Source organism: Akkermansia muciniphila (assembly GCF_018709685.1).
GTDB lineage: Bacteria > Verrucomicrobiota > Verrucomicrobiia > Verrucomicrobiales > Akkermansiaceae > Akkermansia > Akkermansia muciniphila_E.
The window spans coordinates 139,950-160,576 of the sequence record NZ_JABDHQ010000003.1; the positions used below are offsets into that span (position 1 = coordinate 139,950).

Annotated in this window: 17 protein-coding genes; 11 read left to right on the plus strand and 6 right to left on the minus strand. The window is 59.3% G+C overall.

Annotated elements, in window-relative coordinates:
- Positions 1-8: 8 nt before the first annotated feature.
- On the minus strand, positions 9-884 hold the full coding sequence (gene hisG, locus HHJ06_RS03325; RefSeq protein ID WP_215427562.1) for an ATP phosphoribosyltransferase: 876 nt from the start codon (positions 882-884) through the stop codon (positions 9-11).
- Between the two features lie 65 nt (positions 885-949).
- Complete coding sequence (locus tag HHJ06_RS03330) at positions 950-2,233, minus strand: aminopeptidase P N-terminal domain-containing protein (protein ID WP_215427564.1); 1,284 nt, start codon at positions 2,231-2,233, stop codon at positions 950-952.
- Positions 2,234-2,351: 118 nt separating this feature from the next.
- Between HHJ06_RS03330 and HHJ06_RS03335 the strand changes: the two genes are divergently transcribed.
- Entirely contained in the window at positions 2,352-3,053 is a 702-nt protein-coding gene (locus HHJ06_RS03335; protein WP_215427566.1) for a hypothetical protein, read from the plus strand.
- Between the two features lie 156 nt (positions 3,054-3,209).
- Positions 3,210-3,869: a DUF3313 family protein gene (locus HHJ06_RS03340; RefSeq protein ID WP_215427568.1), complete on the plus strand. Its 660-nt coding sequence runs from the start codon at positions 3,210-3,212 to the stop codon at positions 3,867-3,869.
- On the opposite strand, the gene lgt is transcribed toward HHJ06_RS03340, so the two are convergent.
- Together lgt and HHJ06_RS03350 are read right to left on the minus strand one after the other, a co-directional pair.
- A complete protein-coding gene (lgt, locus tag HHJ06_RS03345) occupies positions 3,866-4,924 on the minus strand; it encodes a prolipoprotein diacylglyceryl transferase (protein ID WP_215427570.1) in 1,059 nt (352 codons plus the stop codon). The genes HHJ06_RS03340 and lgt overlap by 4 nt on opposite strands.
- An 11-nt stretch (positions 4,925-4,935) precedes the next feature.
- Positions 4,936-6,015, minus strand: a complete 1,080-nt coding sequence (locus tag HHJ06_RS03350; RefSeq protein ID WP_215427572.1) for a M42 family metallopeptidase — start codon at positions 6,013-6,015, stop codon at positions 4,936-4,938.
- 182 nt (positions 6,016-6,197) lie between these two features.
- Between HHJ06_RS03350 and HHJ06_RS03355 the strand changes: the two genes are divergently transcribed.
- From HHJ06_RS03355 to rho, 7 genes are all read left to right on the plus strand, one after another.
- Positions 6,198-6,917 carry an Amuc_1102 family pilus-like protein gene (locus HHJ06_RS03355; protein ID WP_215427575.1) on the plus strand — a complete coding sequence of 240 codons (720 nt, stop codon included), beginning with the start codon at positions 6,198-6,200 and terminating at the stop codon, positions 6,915-6,917.
- A gap of 49 nt (positions 6,918-6,966) precedes the next feature.
- Complete coding sequence (locus HHJ06_RS03360) at positions 6,967-8,805, plus strand: Amuc_1101 family PilM-like pilus complex protein (protein ID WP_215427577.1); 1,839 nt, start codon at positions 6,967-6,969, stop codon at positions 8,803-8,805.
- Positions 8,806-8,834: 29 nt separating this feature from the next.
- Positions 8,835-9,794 carry an Amuc_1100 family pilus-like protein gene (locus tag HHJ06_RS03365; RefSeq protein ID WP_215427579.1) on the plus strand — a complete coding sequence of 320 codons (960 nt, stop codon included), beginning with the start codon at positions 8,835-8,837 and terminating at the stop codon, positions 9,792-9,794.
- 33 nt (positions 9,795-9,827) lie between these two features.
- On the plus strand, positions 9,828-10,841 hold the full coding sequence (locus HHJ06_RS03370) for an Amuc_1099 family pilus-like system protein (protein WP_215427581.1): 1,014 nt from the start codon (positions 9,828-9,830) through the stop codon (positions 10,839-10,841).
- Between the two features lie 119 nt (positions 10,842-10,960).
- The gene (locus HHJ06_RS03375) at positions 10,961-13,651 is read left to right on the plus strand and encodes an Amuc_1098 family type IV pilus outer membrane protein (RefSeq protein WP_343206593.1); all 2,691 of its coding nucleotides are present in this window, start codon (positions 10,961-10,963) and stop codon (positions 13,649-13,651) included.
- 92 nt (positions 13,652-13,743) lie between these two features.
- The gene (gene coaE / locus HHJ06_RS03380) at positions 13,744-14,349 is read left to right on the plus strand and encodes a dephospho-CoA kinase (protein ID WP_215427585.1); all 606 of its coding nucleotides are present in this window, start codon (positions 13,744-13,746) and stop codon (positions 14,347-14,349) included.
- Complete coding sequence (rho, locus tag HHJ06_RS03385; RefSeq protein WP_215427587.1) at positions 14,342-15,787, plus strand: transcription termination factor Rho; 1,446 nt, start codon at positions 14,342-14,344, stop codon at positions 15,785-15,787. Before coaE ends, rho begins: the two co-directional genes overlap by 8 nt.
- Before the next feature lie 162 nt (positions 15,788-15,949).
- Here the strand turns inward: rho and HHJ06_RS03390 are convergent, their stop codons facing one another.
- Together HHJ06_RS03390 and HHJ06_RS03395 are read right to left on the minus strand one after the other, a co-directional pair.
- A complete protein-coding gene (locus HHJ06_RS03390) occupies positions 15,950-17,875 on the minus strand; it encodes a heavy metal translocating P-type ATPase (RefSeq protein WP_215427589.1) in 1,926 nt (641 codons plus the stop codon).
- A 58-nt stretch (positions 17,876-17,933) separates the two neighbouring features.
- Positions 17,934-18,932 (minus strand): ROK family protein, encoded by a 999-nt coding sequence (locus HHJ06_RS03395; protein ID WP_215427591.1) that lies wholly within the window; start codon positions 18,930-18,932, stop codon positions 17,934-17,936.
- Between the two features lie 144 nt (positions 18,933-19,076).
- On the opposite strand from HHJ06_RS03395, the gene tadA reads away from it, so the two are divergent.
- Both tadA and lipA read left to right on the plus strand, forming a co-directional pair.
- Positions 19,077-19,634 carry a tRNA adenosine(34) deaminase TadA gene (gene tadA, locus HHJ06_RS03400; RefSeq protein ID WP_215427593.1) on the plus strand — a complete coding sequence of 186 codons (558 nt, stop codon included), beginning with the start codon at positions 19,077-19,079 and terminating at the stop codon, positions 19,632-19,634.
- A gap of 50 nt (positions 19,635-19,684) precedes the next feature.
- Complete coding sequence (gene lipA, locus HHJ06_RS03405; RefSeq protein WP_215427595.1) at positions 19,685-20,623, plus strand: lipoyl synthase; 939 nt, start codon at positions 19,685-19,687, stop codon at positions 20,621-20,623.
- Positions 20,624-20,627: the final 4 nt, after the last annotated feature.

Below are 20,627 nucleotides of genomic sequence, written 5' to 3' on the forward strand. Positions count from 1 at the left end.
GAAAAAAGTTAGTAGACCAGCTTGTTGAGCGGGTATTCAATGATGCCTTCCGCGCCCAGGGCCTTGAGCTGGGGAATGATATCCCGCACGACGGATTCGTCAATGACGGTTTCCACGGCCAGCCAGCCTTCTTCCGCCAGATGGGAGATGGTGGGGCGGCGCAGGGACGGCAGGGCTTCCACCAGGCCATTCAGGGAAACCGCGGGGAGGTTCATTTTCAGGCCCACTTTCCGGCGGGCTTCCAGGGCACCCCTGAGCATCATGACCAGGCTTTCCAGCTTCTGCTTCTTCCACTCGTCCTGCATGGTTTCCCGGTTCGCGATGAACTGGGGGTAGGAGGTCATCAGGGTGTCCACGATGCGGAGCTTGTTGGCCTTGATGGAACTGCCCGTTTCCGTGATGTCCACAATGGCGTCCACCAGTTCCGGCACTTTCACTTCCGTGGCGCCCCAGGAGAATTCCACATGGGCCTTGATGCCTTTTTCCTGAAGCCAGCGTTCCGTGATGCCCACGCCTTCCGTGGCGATGCGCTTGCCCTGCAGGTCATCCGCGCAGGTGATGGGGGAGTCTTCCGGAACTACCAGCACCCAGCGGGTGGGCTTGGAGGTGGCTTTGGAGTATTGAAGGTCCGTCAGCACTTCCACGTCCGCGCGGTTTTCATAAATCCAGTCGCGTCCGGTGATGCCGCAGTCGATGAAACCGTCATTGACGTAGCGGCCGATTTCCTGCGCACGGATCAGAAAGAGTTCCAAATCGTCGTCGTCGCAAGTCGGGCGGTATCCGCGGCTGGACACATATACATTGTAGCCGGCCTTGCGGAACAATTCCACGGTGGAGTCCTGCAAACTGCCTTTGGGAAGTGCTATTTTGAGTTTCTTCGACATGATGGGACGGGAATGAAAACCCACGCGGGCCTCATTGTCAAGTTTAGAACCGAATCCGCCCCATTTTACCGGGCCATGAGCCGTTCAATGTCATCGGGCAGCAGGGGCACGTCCCCCAGCAGGTCGATGTTTTCCGTTTCCCCGATCAGGATGTCGTTTTCCAGGCGGATGCCTATGCCTTCTTCCGCAATGTAGATACCCGGCTCAATGGTAAAGACCATGCCCGGGAGCACCACGGGGTTGGGTTCCCCTACGTCGTGCACGTCCAGCCCCAGGAAGTGGGAGCAGCCGTGCATGTAGTATTTCCGGACGATGGGGGGATCAGACGGTTTTTCCGCCACCTGCGCGGGCGTGATGAGCCCCAGCTTGACGAGTTCTCCGGCGGCAAAGACGCGCACCAGCCGTTCGTATTCCGATTTCAGAATGCCGGGCCTCAGGATGCTTTTGGCGTACGTCATCATGTTCAGCACGCTTTCATATACGGCGCGCTGGCGGGGAGTGAATTTTCCGTTCACGGGAACGGTACGGGTCATGTCGGAGTTGTAGTTGCCGTATTCCGTGCCTATGTCCATGAGCACCAGGTCGCCGTCCTCGCACCGCTTGTCATTCTGGATGTAGTGCAGTACGCAGGTGTCCTTTCCGGAGGCGATGATGGGCAGGAAGGAGAATTTGCGCGGTCCCCGGCTGATGAATTCATTCGCCAGAAAACCTTCTATCTGCCATTCCCCCACGCCCGGCTTGATGAAGCCGAGGAGAGCGCGGAAGCCTTCATTGGTGATTTCACAGGCTTTTTTGAGCGCCTTGATTTCTTCCGGCTTTTTGATCTGCCGCATGTCGGACAGAAGTTCATAGACGTTTTTCAGGATCGCGTCCGGGAATTTTTCCTTCAGGTCCTTGGTCATGCGGGCATTGCGCGTTTCCACCGGGCAGGTGCAGCGGGGATGCTGGTTGGCTTCCACAAAGACCATCCTGGCGGCCGGAACCAGGTTGTCCAGCAGCGCATCATATTCCTTGGTCCAGCGCACGTCCCGGATGCTGCTCAATTCTCTCGCCTGGTCCTGCGTGAGGCGGGCACCTTCCCAGATGGCGATTTGTTCATTCGTTTCCCGCAGCAGCAGGATTTCATCCCAGCCGTCTTCCCGGATGGTCATGATCAGGACGGTTTCCTCCTGGTCAATTCCGGTAAGGTAAAAGAGGTTGGCATTCTGGTGCAGGGCAAACGTGCCGTCCGCATTCGTGGGGAATACGTCGTTGGCATGCAGGATCAGCATACTGCCGGCGGGCAGGCGGGAAGCCAGTTCCGCACGATTGCCGGCAAAAAAGGAGGAAGGAAGCGGCTCGTATCTCATACGGACAGCATGCCCCGCTTTTCCATCTTGTCAATCATCCATCCGGACACGGAACGGCCTTCCGGCAGCGCTTGTTAAGTTCTTGCACGCGGGGATTCTTTTGTCCATTCTGGATTTCATGCTCCTCCGTGCAGTTTTTTCCGCCGCGGCCATCCTTTTTCTGGGGGTTTCCTGCTCATCCGGCCCTTACCGTCCCGTTTCACCGCTCATTACACATGCCACGGATATCCAGGAGGTGCACGGCAGCCTCAGCGGCGTCTGGTGCCACCCCTCCGCCGGACAGTTCCTCTGGAAGAAGCAGGAACGGCAGTATGTTTATGTGGCCCCGGTGAATATCCAGGCCGTCCGGCAGCAGTTTCCGGAAGCAGCCCCTTACCTGGCGCGTGAATTCCGGGATTCCATGCAAAAGGAGGTGCGCCTTCTCATTGACCGCAGAAATGCGCAGCCCGGCAACCACCTCCATTGGGTGCTGAGCGACCGCCCGCGCACGCCCGGAGTGAAGATTTCCCTGGCGATCGTCCATCTGAAGCCCACGGACGTGGGCGGAAAAGTAGCGGCCCTGGGCGTGGGCATCGTTTCTCCCATTCCAGGTATTTCCTTTATCATCAACCATCTCGCTTCCGGAGCCGTAGGAGTTGAGGGCAACATTGCTGCCCTGGACAACGGAACTGCCCTGAAGGAGTTTTACGGACGCAACCGGGACCCCATCAATATTTTCTCCTGCAATAGTTTTGAGGAGTTCGCCTGTGACAAGTACAACCTGGACCGCTTTGCCGCGCAGATTGCGGAAATGCTGGCGGAAAACCCGGTAAAGCCCTGATTTTTTCCCTGCCGGAAAAACTCTTGATGACAATCGGGTCATGACTCTAACACCGGGCATCCGGCATCCGTCTTAACCTGCATGTACGGCGCTATTCCAAAGCTCTTGCTGGCATTGGGAACGGGACTGTTTTTTTCCTGTTCCAGCTCCCAGCCCATGCCCACCTCCCCCTTGATTACCCATCCCCTTAAGGCGGATCCCAGGCAGAGCTGTTTTCAAGGCGTCTGGTACAATCCCACGGAACAGTCCATCTGGAATTCCCCACGCCTGAAGGTATACGTAGCGCCCGTCAATATTGATTACATCAAGACCAGGTTTCCGAAGGAAGCTCCGGCCCTGGCGGCACAGTTCAGAACAGAGCTCCAGAAAGACATCCAAAGGGTGCTGGAAGAGAAGGCCAAGCAGACCGGAGGAAAAATCAAGTGGCAATTGGTTGACCGTCCCGCCCCGGGAGGCGTGACCCTTTACATCGCCATGGTGAAGCTGAAGCCCACGGACGTGGGCGGCAATGTCCTGTCAGACCTGGTTTCCCTGGCCTCCCCCCTGCCGGGCACTTCCCTGATCCTGGGCAATTTAATGAGCGGAGACGTGGGCATTGAAGGGCGCCTGTCCGACATGCGCACGGGCGCCAGCATCATGGAGTTCAAGGCTTACAATACGGACCCCATCACCCTGTTTTCCGTGAAGGAGTTTGAACGCTTCGCCTTTGACCAGCGGAACCTGCGGCTTTTCGCCAGCGGGATTTCCTCCATTTTCAAAGGCGGTCCGTCCAGCAGCATTCCCAAGACAGGCAACTTTGACCTGGACCCGTTTTAAGCAGTCTTTCCGGCTGATTCCTCCTTGTTCTTCTTCTCCGGATCATAGAAGGTGCATTCCTGAACCGTCTGCCTTGTTTTAAAGGCATAGATCAAAAAGGCCACGCCCACCAGAACGAGGAAGACGGAGAGGAACTGCCCGCGGGTCAGGCCCATGGAGAAGGGGGAATCCGGCTCCCGGTATTCCTCGCAGACGATTCTACCAATAGCATACAGAATGGCAAAGACGCCGCAGAAGACGCCGTTCCAGGCACGCGGGAATTTCACCCGGATGAACCACAGAACCGCAAAAAGAAGCACCCCTTCCGCAAATGCCTCATATAATTGGGAGGGGTAGCGCGCATGGTCCTGCATCATTTCGCTCACAATTTCCTTGATGGCGGGCGTATCCCTCACCCGGTCAACCACCCAGGCGGCGTTCATGTGCTCCGGAACGGCCACCCCGGAAAGGGAAAGCTTGTCTACCAGGCCGGGCGTTTCATAAATGCGGGAGGCCACGCGGACAAACAGGTCCGGGTCCTGGGAAAGTTCCGCCGGAAAGATCATTCCCTGCGTGGAGCCGGGGGAGACAATGCGCCCATATAGTTCCCCGTTGATAAAGTTGGCCATGCGGCCAAAGAACAACCCCACGGGCGCTACAATAGCCAAGCCGTCCAGCAGGGCCACCCATTTGACGCGGTGCTTCCACGCATAATAGAACGTATATAGCCCCACGCCGATCATTCCCCCGTGGCTGGCCATGCCTCCCTCCCATACCCGCAGGGCCATCAATGGGTCCGCCAGAAACTGGGACCAGCCATGATTGGGTATCTGGTAAAAGAGCACGTATCCCAACCGTCCGCCGATCAGGACGCCGAAGATCGCTACATAGGTGACAAAGTCCGCCAGCTTGTCCTGCGGAACGGGGTACAGCTTCCGGCGGGACAGCCAGGAGAGCAGAAAGTATCCTCCTATGAAGCCCATCAGGTAGGCCAGGCCATACCAGCGCAGGGCGATGGAGTCCGTAACCTGCCAGATGACGGGGTCCAGGTCGTGTACGTAAGCAGTCGGGTTCATAAGCGTTTCTTTCAGGGCAGGTAATGGGTAAGGGCTTCCACGGCTTCATGGTCCAGGGAACGCGCCAGCGCCACCGTCAGTTCCACCGCCGCACGGTAATCCCGCAGGTCCAGCACGCCGTTATGGGCGTGAATGTACCGGGTGGGGATTCCCAGCACAATGCAGGGGACTCCCTTGCCGGAGAGATGAAGGGCGCCCGCATCCGTTCCGCCGGAGCGGCGCACCGTTAACTGGAAGGGAATGCCCGCCTTCACCGCCGCTTCCTCAGCCATGGCGGCCAGCCGCGGGTTGGTGATGGCCGTGGGGTCAAACAGCCTGATCTGCACGCCGCCGCCCAGGACTCCCTGGGAGTCCGGCAATGTAAAGCCGGGGGTATCGTCCGCGGGCGGTCCTTCCAGCACGATGACGCAATCCGGGCGCATGGCGGCTCCGGCCGTCCTGGCGCCCCTGGTCCCCACTTCCTCCTGCACCGTAGCGGCCGCAATCAGGGTATTGGGGTGCCCCTCCCGGCACAGCGTCTTGAACGCTTCTATCATCACGGAAAGCCCGGCGCGGTTGTCAAAGGCCTTGCCCATGACCCGGAAGGGATTTTCCAGAGAGGTGAATTTTACGTCCGGCACCACGGGGTCACCCAGGTGAATGCCGAATTCATTCCGCGCCTGTTCCGCGCTTTCCGCGCCCACGTCCACAAACAAGGCTTCCATGCTCATAACGCTGTTGCGCTGGCCTTCCGGCAGAAAATGGGGAGGTTTGGAACCTATTACCCCCTGAATGCTGCGGCCGGAGCGCGTCTTCACCAAAACACGCTGGCTCAACAAGGTATGCGGCCACCAGCCGCCTATGCCCACCAGTTGCAGAAAGCCGTTCCCGGTAATATTCTGCACCAGGAAGCCAATTTCATCCATGTGGGCGGCCAGCATCACGCGGGGACCGGAATCACCATTGGTGCAGAAGAGGCACCCGGAACCGTCGGTGGAGAATTCCCCGCATCCCGCCAGCTCTCCCGCCACAAGGTTCCGCACTTCATCCTCATGCCCTGAAATGCCATGGGCCTCTGAAAACTTTTCCAGCAGCTCCGAATCAATCGCCATGGGCCGAGCATGTGAAAACACCCCTTCCAGGTCAAGCCCGCAGCCATGCCGCATGATTTTTTCTTGACTGCACCGGGAGAAGCCCCGGACCGCGCCGCACCCGTTCCGGGGAAAGAAACAAGAGATTTTTGCTAGCCACAGTTCGGTTTTTGGTGTAACTAATCAGGGAATCGAATTGTGCTATGAAATCCATCCTTAACACTATCACGGCCATGCTGGCTGCGGTGCTTTTCATTCCTGTGGCATCGGCGCAAACCACCAGCAACCCCAGAATGCAGGTGAAGGTCACGCTGGAGAAGCTGTCCCTGTACATGCGCCAGTCCCCCAACGTCATGACCCAGGACGATCCCCGGCCCCTGCCCAAGCCGAAGAGATGGGCGGATTTTGAGATACCCTTCAAGGTGGACGCCGCACCCGCGCCCAAGTCCGGCTACATTGACTCCCTGACGTTTAAATTTTATATTGCCGTGGTCAATCCGGACCGCGCCCGCCAGTACCTGAAACTTTACAAGGAAGTCAAGTACGTCAACGTTCCCGTAGGGGAAGCCACATATGCCTCCGTCTACCTGTCCCCCTCTTCCGTCAAGCGCATTACCGGTTCCGAAGGCGGCAGGGGCAAATGGGTGAAGTACCAGGGCGTGGTGGTGGAATACAACGGCAAAATAGTCGCTACCTACTCCTCTGAACGCGGCAAGATGGAAAAATGGTGGACCATCCAGTCCCCCAGCATCGTGGAAACCTCCTATTATCCCCTGCTGAACAAGGATGAAACGCCCTTCTCCGTGTACTGGTATGACCGCTATCCGGAAATCATGCGGCCCAACAGCACACAGCCGGCTTCCAGCCCGGCTCCCGCCCCGTTCGGAGCTCCCGCGGAAACCCCGGCGGCGGACGGCGAGTAACGCCTTTCAACATTATTCACCTTTCATTTTTATTTAACAGAAATCACCCATGGCTAATTCACGACAAATCGTCGCATTAAACGTAGGTTCCCAGAGAGTATCCATGGGCGTCTTTTCCAAGACCTCCAAGGACGCCCTCATTCTGGACCGCTATGCTACGCGCCTCGTAGTGCTGGACCCGTCAGCGGAAGGCTTGCGCCTGACGAAAATAGGGGAGGCGATCGCCGACCTCGTCCAGGAACTCAATGTCAAAGGCAGCGTCGCCAACTATTCCGTTTCCGGTCAATCCGTATTCATCCGCTTCGTCAAGCTTCCGGCCCTGGATGATACGGATGTGGAACAGCTCATCCGCTTTGAAGCCCAGCAGCACGTCCCCTTCCCGCTGGATGAAGTGGTGTGGGACTACCACCTTCTTCCGGCCAAGGGCCTGGAACGTGAAGCCGTCCTGGTGGCCATCAAGGCGGAAGACCTGGACACCCTTAATGATGAAATCGTCTCCCACGGCCTTTCCACCGGCAAGGTGGACTGCGCGCTAACTTCCCTGTACAACGCTTATGTGGACAGCTACCCGGAAGAAACGGAGCCGGTGATGCTCATCGACATAGGCGCCAAGTCCACGGACCTCATTTACAGTGAACAGGGCCGCTTCTTCACCCGCAGCATTTCCGCAGGCGGCATTTTCGTCACGTCCGCCATCGCCCGTGAATTCAACGTCCCCTTCATGGAGGCGGAACGCCTGAAGACCACCAGCGGCCTCGTTTCCATGAGCAACGGGCAGACGGAGGGGCTGGACCCCGCCACGGCCAACCTGGCTACCGTCATCCGCACGGCCATGACCCGGCTCGCGTCTGAAATCCAGCGCACCACCAACCATTACCGCGCCCAGATGAACGGAAGCGCGCCCGTCAAGGCCTACCTGTGCGGCGGCGGCGCATCCCTGCCCTACACCAAGGAATTCCTGGAAGACAAGCTCGGCATTCCCATCTCCTTCTTCAACCCCATGCACAACGTGGGCGTGGGCTCCGGCGTGGATGTTAACACCATTTCCCGTGAAGCCTTCATCCTGGGCGGCCTGATCGGCACCGCCGTCAACGCCATCGGCAGGGCTTCCCTCAACATTGACCTGGAACCCACGGCAATTGCCAAAAAGCGGGCCAACCAGAAAAAGATGCCCGCCATTATCGCAGGGGTCGCCATCGCCGTCATCGGCGCCGCGGCCTATGCCGTGACGGGATACATGGGCGTCAAGAAGGCGGAGGAAACCCTGGCAAACGTCCAGCCCACCGTCACTTCCATCAAGTCGGAACAATCCGCCCTGCGCCAGAAGGAGCAGGATCTGAAAAAGCTGGACTCCACCCTGGCTGCCTACCAGCAGCTCACGCTCCAGCGCTACGGTTATGCGGATATTATCAAGCACCTGCTGGAACAGTCGGAACACAAGGATTATCCCTACTGGTTCACGGATTTTGAACCGCTGGCGCACTTCAACCCGGAGGATACTACCCAGATCACGGGCTATTCCGTCATCAAGGACTCCTTCACGTCTGACAAGAACACGTCCCTGGTGGATGACATCAGGACGGAAGCCGCCGCGAATGCCGCCAATGATGACGAGCAAACCGTCTACAGCGTTAACGCCCTGCGCCTGACCGGCTTTGTCCGTCGCAGCCTGGGCGGCCAGAGAATCATCCAGGACCTCCAGGCAAAGATAGACGGGAACAAGGACTCCCTGTTCACCTTCAGGCACGGAGACGTCAAGCTGGAAGCCCGCCAGATCATGGAACTGGGCGCCAAGGACGCCAAGATAGACGCGGCGGCCGGGCCCTTTGTTCCCTTCAAGCTGGTGCTTCCGTTGAAAACGCCCATTCCCGTGCATTTTAACAAATAAGATTACCCAACCCGAACAAGACACATTTTATGAGCAATTGGATTACAGACAACAAGCCCGCCGCCATGGTAGCGGGCGTGGGGCTTCTCTTATTCGTGGGGTTATCCGTGACGGGATACATGGTCAATTCCAAACGCAGTGAGCTGGACAAGAAAATCAGCATCGCCTCCAAGGAAATCAAGTCCGCCAACGCGGCTGAAATCACGCCAAGCCGCGCGTCAAACAACGAGCTGGAAAAGGAATTGAACCGCTATGCCAAGGCAGTCGCCAATCTGGAAACGGCCTACAAGCCCTTCCTGGCTACCTCCGCGCTGGTTCCCACCACGCCCACCGCGTTCCAGAATGAATTGAAAACGTTCAGGGACGCCCTGATCGCGACCTGCAAGAAAAAGAACATCCAGATTACGGATACCTCCTCCTGGCTCGGCTTCCAGGTTTACAGCACCCAGGCCCCCAGCGTGCAGGCAGCCTCCACGCTGGGTTTTGAATTGAAAGCGGTCAACAGCCTCGCCAACAAGCTGACGGATTGCGGACTGACCAAATTCATCAAGGTGTACCGCCCCCAGCTTCCCATTGAAAACCCGGCGAACAACCCGGAAGAGGAAGCTGAGGAGCCCAACCAGGCTCCCTGGTCCCCCATGCCGCTGGAAATCGCCTTCCAGGGTGACCGGGAAAGCGTGCTGAAGGCCATGAACGCCATTACGGACTCCCAGGAGTACCTTTTTACGGTCAACTCCATCAGAATCCGCAATGAACGGATGATGCCCCCCCCCATTGCCGGACCGGCGGCGCCCAAGCCTGCCGCGGCACAGCCTGCGGCGGGAGCGGCGGACCTGAGGCCGGCAGATGAAGCGGCAGCCCAAGCCGCGGCTCCGGCCATCCAGCAAGTCATCAAGCCTTACATGGGCAAGGAGCAGATCTTTGTCCAGGTCTCCCTGAACCTGGTCCACTTCAACCAGCCCAAGGCGCAGGAACCGTCTGAAGATTAATTACGGCAACCAACCGCAGCAAATACTTTCAACATGTCTGAAAAACAAAACTACGACAAAATCCTGCTGGCTTCCGGCATCGTGCTGGGCCTGGGGGTAGCCGCCTACGGTACGCTGACCCTTCTGGGACTGAATGACAAGTACAAGTTCACCACGCAGGTTTCAGAAAAGACGATTGAACCGCCCGCCGGCATTAAAAAGGCCGTGGAGGTCAATCAGGAGCTTTCCGCCTCCCATGAGCTCAAGCCCATTGCACAGGAAACCCAGCAATACGTGGGCTTTGTAGCGCCCAGTCTCTGGATCAAGGAGGGGGGGATGGAACCCTTTGACATCGTCTCCGGTCCTCCCATCCACGGCAATATTCCGAATAAATGGTTCCTGGACAACGGCCTGGAAAATGAATTCGTTTATTCGGACGTCCTCACCCGCGACCCTGACAATGACGGGTTCACGGTGCAGGAGGAATATGAGGCCAAGACTCTTCCCAATGACCCCAACAGCCACCCGCCCCTTGTCAACAAGCTCTTTGTAGATGAAATCAAGCAGTTCGGCTTCTTCCTGGGCTTCACGCAGGCAGACGGCAATGATTTTACTTTCAAGGGATTAAACCGCGCCAGACAGGAGCTCTGGAAAAACGTCGTCCAGGTTAACGGCCAGTTCGGCACCCGGAAAAACACGAAAGACAAGCCCAGGTTTGAGCTTGTCAGCGTCACCAACAAGGAATTCAAGAATCCCAGCCTGGACATGGTGGAAACGGATGAGGAAGCCGTTGTCAAAGACCTGAAGCCGACCAAAAACGGCCAGACCTACACCATCAGGCGCGGCACAAAATACGTCATTCCAATCATTGATAAGAAAGCAAACCTTACTATCGCCGCCGGCCCCGAGAGGGACACCAGCTTCGAAGTGGAAGAAGGAGCCGACTTCCAGATTCCGGGAGACACCAAACAGACCTACACGCTGAAAACCGTTGATAATGCTACGCAGACCGTAACCATTGCCAACAAAACAACTGGAGAACAAACAACACTGAGCAAGAAAAAATAGACCCGGATTTAAACTTTTCTGAAAAAAAAGCTTCACAAATCCGAAAAACATGTAAAAAGAAGAACCTAACTATGGACCACGCACCACTTTATCAACCGAAGCGTTCTCTGATCGCGCTGATGGCCATTGCTGCCTCCTGCCCGTTTGCGCAGGCTGGTGATGGCGGCGCCGTCGGAACCTCCAGTGCTTATGGCTCGTCCTACGCCGGACCGGGGAGTTACTACCAGTCCGATGCAGCGCGCCAAGCCATGGCACGCCGTGAAGCGCAGACCCAGGAAGCCATGCAGCTCCTTGCAGAAGGCCGCAACCTGTACCGCGAAGGCAAGTACAAGGAAGCCCTGGACAAATTCAATGCCGCTTACAACATGCTGCCCGCCGCGCCGATTAATGACCAGCGCAAGGAAGCCATTGCCAACAACATTGGCGACGCCAGCATCGCCGTTGCTCAGGAATACATCAAAGTGGGCCGCTATGACGAAGCTGAGAAGCTTCTTCAGGACGCCATCAAGCTTAATCCCCGGGACGTCAAGCTTGCCAAGCAGACGCTCGAATACATGAAGGACCCGATTCGCACGAATCCGGCGCTCACCCCCGAGCACGTCAAGAACGTGGAAAAGGTGAACACCCTCCTTCACATGGCCTATGGTTACTATGACCTCGGCGACTACGACAAAGCCATCGCCGAATTCAACAAGGTTCTCGTTATTGACCCGTACAACGTGGCAGCCCGCCGCGGACAGGAAACGGTCAACCGCCGCAGGATGGCCTATTACGCCGCCGCCTATGACGAAACCCGCAGCACCATGCTTGCGGAAGTGGACAAGATGTGGGAACGCCCCATTCCGATGGAAGCTCCGACCGGACCCGACGGCCTGGACAACACTCCGATGACCGACGTCAACGGCGCCACCGCCAACCTGATGAAGCTCAAGAGCATCATCATCCCCTCCGTCTCCTTTGAAGACACCACCGTGGAAGACGCCATCGACTACCTGCGCAAGAAGTCCATTGAACTGGACCGCACCGTAGGCCCGAACGGCGAACGCGGCATCAACTTTGTCATCAATGACGCCCAGCCCGCAGCCGTTTCCCCCGCAGCTCCCGCTGCTGAGGACCCCGGCTTCGGCGAAGAATCCACGGAAATTACGGAAGTTGCTCCGGCAGCCGCTCCGCAGGAAAGCATCCGCACCCGCAAGATCGGCCAGCTCAAGCTGACCAACGTTCCCATGCTGGAAGTGCTGCGCTTCATCTGCCGTAACGCGGGTCTGCGCCAGAAGGTGGAAGACTATGCAGTCACCATCCTTCCCGCCGGCGGCAATGACGTGGACCTCTACCAGCGCACCTTCTCCGTGCCTCCGGGCTTCCAGTCCTCCCTCCGCAATACCGTTGGCGACAGCGACGGCGGCGGCACTGAAGATCCCTTCGGCGGTGGCGGTGAAAGCTCCTCCGGCCTCAAGCCCATGCCCTCCATCCGCAGCCTGCTGCAAAAGAGCGGCATCAGCTTCCCGGAAGGCGCCACGGCATTCCTCGTCAACGGCAACTCCTCCCTGGTCGTCCGCAACACTTCCGGCAACCTGGACCTCATCGAAGGCCTCATTGAAAACACCCGCGGTGAATCCCAGCAGGTGCGCATCATGACCAAGTTCGTGGAAGTGACCCAGGAAAACACGGAAGAACTCGGCTTTGACTGGATCGTCACCCCGTTCTCCGTCAGCAACGACCGCAGCACCTTCCTGGGCGGCGGCACGAACTACGGCACCGGCCTCATCCCGGACGACTTCACCCAGTCCCCCGGCGGCGTGAGCGGCTGGCCCGTGAACAACAACAGCTCCAACACGGACGGCAACGGCCTCATCAACGGCCTCGCTACCGGCGGCAACCGCACGGGCGACTATGCCATCTCCAAGAACTCCGTGGACAACCTGCTGAACAGCACCAACCGTTCTGAAGCCACCAAGAAGAACCCGGCTCCCGGCATCATGTCCCTCACGGGCATTTATGACGAAGGCGCCTTCCAGATGCTGATGCGCGGCCTGTCCCAGAAGAAGGGTTCCGACGTTCTCACCGCTCCCAGCGTAACCGCCAAGTCCGGTGAAACCGCCAAGATTGAAATCATCCGCGAATTCTGGTACCCCACCGAATACGAACCCCCGGAACTTCCCAACAACGTGAGCAGCTGGGGCGGCGGCAACTACAACAACCGGAACAACGTTCTGGATGACCTTGTAGGCACCGAAAACCCGGCCCAGGTCACCAGCTTCCCCGTCACTCCCGCCACTCCCGGCGTGTTTGAAATGAAGCCCGTTGGCGTGACCCTGGAAGTTGTGCCCACCATTGGTGACAACAAGTACATCATTGACCTCAACTTCAAGCCCAGCATCGTGGAATTTGAAGGCTTCGTGAACTACGGCAGCCCGATCCAGTCCACCGGCGTTGGTTCCGACGGCAAGCCGATGTCCCTGACTCTGACGGAAAACCGCATTGAGCAGCCCATCTTCTCCAAGCGTTCCGTTGAAACGTCCCTGTTCATCTACGACGGCCACACCGTGGCAATCGGTGGTTTGATCACGGAAAACGTGCAGACGGTGGAAGACAAGGTGCCGATCTTCGGTGACCTGCCTCTCATCGGACGCTTCTTCCGCAGCAACTCTGACAACCATATCAAGAAGAACCTGATGATCTTCGTGACGGGTCAGATCATTGATGCCACCGGCCAGCCCGTACGCGGCAACGCCCTTCCCACCACGGCAAACGCCGCGGCACCGGAAAGCGCCCTGCCTGCTTCCGAAGGCCTGCTGCCCCCCATGTAGGCGGCCTGCATAACGTCCATATTGGAGCGGGTGAAAGGGTGAACCTTTCACCCGCTCTTTTTGTCTCATACATACCCGTTTTCCCTCTCTGCATGAAAACCCTGATCGTGACCGGCGGGATAGCCACCGGAAAATCCACCGCCATTCGCCTGCTGATGGAGGCGGGAGGACCGCGCCTGCGTCTGTTTGACTGTGATGCGGAGGCAGGCAGGCTGCTGGACGGCGGCTGGCTGAAAGAAAGCCTTTCCGCCGCCTTCGGTCCCGCCAGCGTGGATGCCGCCGGACGGGCGGACAGGGGCTTCCTGCGGGAGCTCGTGTTCCGGAACCCGGAAAGCCGCCGGAGGCTGGAGGGAATCATTCATCCCTTGCTGCACCAAGAATGTCTTGCGCAAATGGAAGCGGCGCGTCAGAATGCGGCGGTAGACGGGTTCGTCATTGACGTGCCGCTGTTTTTTGAAACATCGGCATGCTACCGCCAGGACGCCGTATGCGTGGTAGCCGTTTCCCGGGAAACGCAGAAAACCCGCCTGGCTCTCAGGAACGGATTCCGCGAGGATATGATTGAAGCCATTCTGGCGGCCCAGCGTCCTATCATGGAAAAAGTGGCCGCGGCCGATTTCGTTATCTGGAATGAAGGGCCCCCGCCCCTGCTGCGCCGGCAAATCCAAAGACTTCACCAACATTTTTTTCATGACTGAAGAACTCGACAACAAGTCCCTTCCTTCTGGAGAGGACGCACAGGCCGTTCCCCCCAAGGCTCTTCCGGCCCCGGAAGAGGTTTCCGCGGAACAAGCCGCCCCTGCTCCGGAACAGGATGCAGAGGCGCCGGCCTGCGCCCCGGCAACCCAGGACCAGGCCCAGGAATCCGCCGCTCCCGTTCTGGAGCAGATTGACATCAATGAACTGCGTGAACGCCCCCTGAATGACCTTCAGGAGATGGCGGAAGGCCTCCCCATCCGGAACGCGGCCTCCCTCACCAAGTCCCAGTTGATTTTTGAACTGGGGAAACAGCTTCTGGCCAAGGGTCATGAAGTGGTCGTCTCCGGCGTCATGGAACAGGCCAAGGATAACTACGCCATGCTGAGGGACCCCGTCAAAAGCTTCCGCACCTCCCCGGATGACATTTACCTGGGCGGCAACCTCATCAAGCCCATGCGCCTGCGCGTGGGCCAGCAGGTCAAGGTCAGGCTGCGCAAGCTGCGGCCTCATGACAAGTACCTTTCCGCCTCCGCCGTCATCAGCGTGGAAGGCATCCCCGCGGAGGACTACCGGGCAGGCGGCGATTTTGAACGCCTCACCCCCCTGTTCCCGAAGGAACGCCTTCTTCTGGAAAACAAGGAGGTCAATTCCGGCGCCATGCGCGTGCTGGACCTCATGACCCCCTTCGGCAAGGGCCAGCGCGGCCTGATCGTGGCCCCGCCGCGCGGCGGGAAAACCGTTCTGCTGAAAACCATCGCCCGCTCCATCAAGGCCAACTACCCGGATGTGGAGCTGATTGTGCTGCTGCTGGACGAACGCCCGGAAGAAGTGACGGATTTTGAAGAAACTGTGGACGCTCCGGTTTACGCCTCCACCTTTGACGAGCCTTCCCGCCGCCACGCCCAGGTTTCCGACCTGGTGATTGAACGGGCCAAGCGCCTGGTGGAGATGGGCAAGGACGTGGTCATCCTGCTGGATTCCCTGACGCGCCTGGCCCGCGGCTACAATGCCAACCAGACGGGCGGCCGCATCATGTCCGGTGGCCTGGGTTCCAACGCGCTGGAAAAACCGCGCAAGTTCTTTTCCGCCGCGCGCAACGTGGAGGAAGGCGGCAGCCTGACCATCATCGCCACATGCCTGGTGGATACGGAGTCCAGAATGGATGAAGTGATTTTTGAAGAATTCAAGGGAACGGGCAACCTGGAAATCCGCCTGGACCGGGAACTTTCCGAACGGCGCATTTATCCGGCCATCTCCCTTTCCCAGAGCGGCACGCGCAATGACGACAGGCTGTACAATGAACAGGAGTTCGTGAAGATCATGCAGCTCCGCCGCCAACTCGCCATGAAGCCGGGATGGGAAGGACTCCAGGCCCTCCTGCAAAATATCTCCAAGACGCAGAATAATGCGGAACTTCTGCTGACGGGGCTGCGATAGGGATTACTGCTCTTTCCGTTTTCACGCCTCCGTTCCCCTGCCGGGGGGCGGGGGCTTTTTGATGGGAGTAGGCACCGTTATTCATGGCTGGCGCGGCGGGATGATGGGGATGATGGGGATGATGGGCCTCCGGGGCGGAGAAAGGGCGGAGGTATTTTTCCGTTACACGCCCAGCCTTACCCGGAAAATGCGCATGGAGTTGCCCACCGCAAGGAGGCACACGCCCACGTCCGCCATGACGGCGCCCCACATTCCGGCCAGCCCCAGAATGCCCAGCACCATCACCAGAAGCTTGACGCCCAGAATCAGGACGATGTTTTGCACAATGATGCGCTCCGTCGCCCGGGACAGAAGCATTCCCTGCGGAACGGCCACGGGATCGCCCTTCATCACTACCATATCAGCCGCCTGGAGGGCCGTATCAGACCCCACGCCGCCCATGGCTATGCCGATGTCCGCGGCAGCCAGGGAAGGAGCGTCATTCATACCGTCACCCACAAAGGCGAGCAGCCCCGTTTCCGGTTTCAACCTGCGCACATGCTCCAGCTTGTCCGCCGGCATCAGCCCGCTGAACACCTCATCCAGGCCCAGCCTGCGCCCCACCTCCGCCCCGGCGGAAGAGGAGTCCCCCGTCAGCATCACCAGGTTGGAGACGCCCAATTCCCTCAGTTCCCGCACAGCCTGCTCCGCCCCCGGCTTGATCCGGTCGGACAGGCGCAGCCGTCCCAGCAGAACGCCGTCCAGCGCCACGTAAATGGTCACGCCCCGGTCTTCGACATCTCCGGTGCTGATTCCGGCCTCCTGAAGAAAAGCCTTTTTCCCCACCAGTACGGCCTTTCCCTCCACCCGGGCGGAAACGCCGCCTCCGGTCACTTCCACCAGCTCCGCCACGCGGTCCGGGAACAGGCGGCCTTCATACGCTTTCACGATGGAGCGCCCCAGCGGGTGGGAAGCGGAGCTTTCCGCATGCGCCGCCCAGTACAGCAGGTTTTCCGGGGTGATCCCGTCGCAGGGGAGCACTTCATCCACGGTAAAAACACCTTCCGTCAAGGTTCCTGTTTTATCAAACACCACCGTTTTCACCTTCCGCAGGGCATCCAGGTAATTGCTTCCTTTCAGCAGAATCCCCTGCCGCGCCGCCCTTCCTATCCCGGCAAAGAAGCCCAGGGGGATGGACAGCACCAGCGCGCAGGGGCAGGAGATCACCAGCAGCACCAGCGCGCGGAACAGGCCGTCAGACCAGCTTCCGCCCGTCACGAAGGGATAAAGCAGGAACACCAGCACGGCAATGGAGATCACCAGCGGCGTGTAGAGGCGCGAGAACCGGGCCAGCCTTCCCTCCAGCGGGGATTTGCGGCCGGACGCGGCTTCCACCAGCTCCTGGACCCTCGCCAGGGCGGAATGCCGCCAGTCCCGCTCCGTACGAACCTCCAGCACGCCCTGGCCGTTGATGTAGCCCGCCAGCACGGAACTTCCGGCCCCGGTCTCCACCGGCAGGGATTCTCCCGTCATGGCGGAGGTGTCCAGCACGGAATTCCCGCCCGTCACCACGCCGTCCAGAGGAACGCGCTCACCGGGGCGCACCTCAATCAGGGTTCCGGGCCGCACTTCCGCAGGAGGAACGTCACGGATTTCCCCACCCTCTTTCACATGGACAAACTCGGGCCTCAGATTCATCAGTTCACTCACGGACCGGCGGGAACTGCCCACCGCGCGCTCCTGAAGGTATTCCCCCACACGGTAGAAAAGCATCACGCCCACGGCCTCGGAATAATCCCCCAGGAACATCGCGCCCAGGGAGGCAATGCTCATCAGGAAATTTTCATCCATGGCACGGCCGTGCCTCAGCCCCAGAAAAGCCGCCTTCAATACATCCCAGCCTATCAGCAGGTAGGCGCCCGCGTAGGCGGCCCTGCCGCTCCAGGAGTCGCCCCCCAGCACCAGGGCGGCGATGAAAAGGGAAATGCCCAGCACGGCGGGAACCGGCCTGATGGCGTCTCCGGAGCCGCAGCAGCTTCCGGAACAGCACCCTCCGGCGCAGCAGGAAGCCCCTTCTGAAAAATGTTCGTGGGAATGTTCCGTACTCATGACTTGTTCCGCTTGTACGCCTGCCGCCCAGCAATGGCAAGCCCTATGTTAGCCCAATCTAACAAAGAACCCTTGATGTTCCCTGTTTTTTAAAACGTTCCAGAATCCCCAGCCCCATAAGTTCATCCATCGCCATGGCTCCCGCTCCCAGCAGGCCCGCTTCCGCGCCAAACCGGGCGGGCAGGATGTTCATATCCTCCATCAGCAGGGGGAACAACTGCTCCCTGAGGTTCTTCAGCAGGGGCTTCATCAGCAGGTCTCCGGCCTTGGCCACGCCACCGCCAATGATGAAGGCCTCCGGAACCAGGATATACATCAGGTTCATGATCAGGCAGGCAAGCATTTCCGCCGTGTCCTCCCACAATTGGAGGGCTACGGGACACCCCGCGCGGGCGGCTTCATCCAGATGCCTGGGCGTGCATTCGTTCACGGTTTTGACGATTCCGGCCCCGGCATACCTCTTGACCGCTTCCGCCGCCAGTTCGTTGTTGCCGATGTATTCTTCTATAGCCCCCCGGTTGCCGAACGGTCCGGGCTTGCCCTGGTAATGGATGCTCGTCTGGCCCAGCTCCCCGGTGGAAAGCCGCTTTCCGCGCACAATGCGGTCATTCACCACAATGCCGCCGCCAATGCCCGTTCCCATGGTCAGGCACACCAGGCTGGACATGCCGTGCCCGGCGCCCAGCTTCCATTCCGCATACGCCATGCAGTTGGCATCATTGTCCAGCACCACGGGCAGTCCCAGCGCCTGCTCCATCAGCTCCTTCACCGGAACTTCATGGTCCCATACCCGTACATTGGTGAGCTGGTAAAGCACGCCCCGGCGGTAGTCGCACCACCCCGGCATCCCCATGCCCATCACGCAGGCGGTCGGGAATTGCTCGCGCAAGGTGAGCGCCGCCGCAACCATGGCGTCAATGATCGCCTGGGGACTCTCGAACATGGCGGTGGGGATCCGGTCCGCCGTCGCCAGGATGCGGTCCCCCGCCGTCACGCCCATTTTAATGCTGGTTCCGCCAAAGTCCACGGCCAGCGCGCAGGGTTCTGAAAAGCTCATGGTTCATACTTATGCCACGCATCCCCTGGAATCAACGCAAAAACGCATTCACCCCCATTCCTTTTCGCGGCATGCCCTACTTCTTGTATAACTTACAATAAATATCCTCCAGAAAGGGCTTGCCACAGGCGCGCCGTCCGGTCCATGATAACCGGCGTGATGATGGAAATGCCCGGTTCTGACGAGTGGTTCATGCGCCAAGCCATGAAGGAGTCCAGAAAAGCCCTGGTGAAGGGGGAAGTGCCCATTGGGGCCATTGTGGTGAAGGACGGCCGCGTGATTGGCCGGGGATGGAACCAGGTGGAGACCCTCAAGGACGCCACGGCCCATGCGGAGATGATCGCCCTGACGGCGGCCCAGGAGGCGCTGGGGGACTGGCGGCTGGAAGGCTGCACCATGTACGTTACCAAGGAACCGTGCCCCATGTGCGCGGGGGCCATCGTCCATTGCCGTCCGGAACGCGTGGTGTTCGGCTGTCCGGACGCCAAAACCGGAGCTGCGGGCGGCTGGATCAACCTGCTGGATTCCAACCCGCCCCTCAACCACAAATGCGAGGTGCGCCCCGGCGTGCTGGGGGATGAATGCCTGCACCACCTCCAGGAATTTTTCCGGGCGGCGCGGCTGGCGGCCAGGGAACGGAAGAAGCTGTCTGCGGACTCCTCCGCAGCCCCGGATGAAAACGGGGAGGATAGTCCCGAATAAAACACTTTGCATTTGCCAAAGCGGCGGAGTCACGGCAAGCTAGCGGAGCTATGGAACGCCAGAACGACAATGAGACTGCGGAAGGGATGGAACGCAAGCCGTCCTGGATCAAGGTGCGCCTGCCCAACGGCCGGGAATTCTGGGACGTCAAGCAGCTTGTGGAAGGCAAGAACCTCTTCACCGTCTGTGAAGAAGCCCACTGCCCCAACCGCTATGAGTGCTGGAACCAGGGCACGGCCACGTTCATGATTGCCGGGGAACGGTGCACGCGCGCCTGCGGATTCTGCGCCACCCGCACAGCCAGGCCTGATCCCCTGGACCCGGAGGAACCCCGGCACGTGGCGGAAGCCGTCGTGCACATGAAGCTGCGCCACGCCGTCATCACCATGGTCACCCGTGACGACCTTCCGGACGGGGCCGCCGCCCATTTCGCCCAGGTAATCCGGGCCATTAGAAAAGCCAGCCCCTCCACCATCATTGAAGTGCTGGCCTCTGACCTGAATGAAAAGCCCTCCTCCATCCAGACGCTGATGGCGGCGCGGCCGCACATCTTCGGTCATAATCTGGAAACGGTGGAACGCCTTACGCCCATGGTGCGCTTCCGCGCCCAGTACAGGCGTTCCCTGCGCGTCCTCCGGATGGCGCTGGATTGCGTGGACGGCAAGGTGTCCACCAAGAGCGGCATCATGCTGGGCCTGGGGGAAACGGAAGACGAGCTTTTCCGGTCCATGGACGACTTGCTGGAGCACGGCGTCTCCGTGCTGACCCTGGGGCAGTACCTGCGTCCCTCCCGCAAGCACCTGCCGGTGGTCAAGTACATCCACCCGGACGACTTTGCCCGGTATGAGGAAATCGCGCGCGCCAAGGGCTTCAGGCACGTGGCGTCCGGCCCGCTGGTCCGCAGCTCCTACCACGCCGCCAATTTCACCCCGGAAGCGGACGTTCTGGAAGCCATCAATGAAGATTTGAGAAAGGCCGGCGAACTTTAGAATA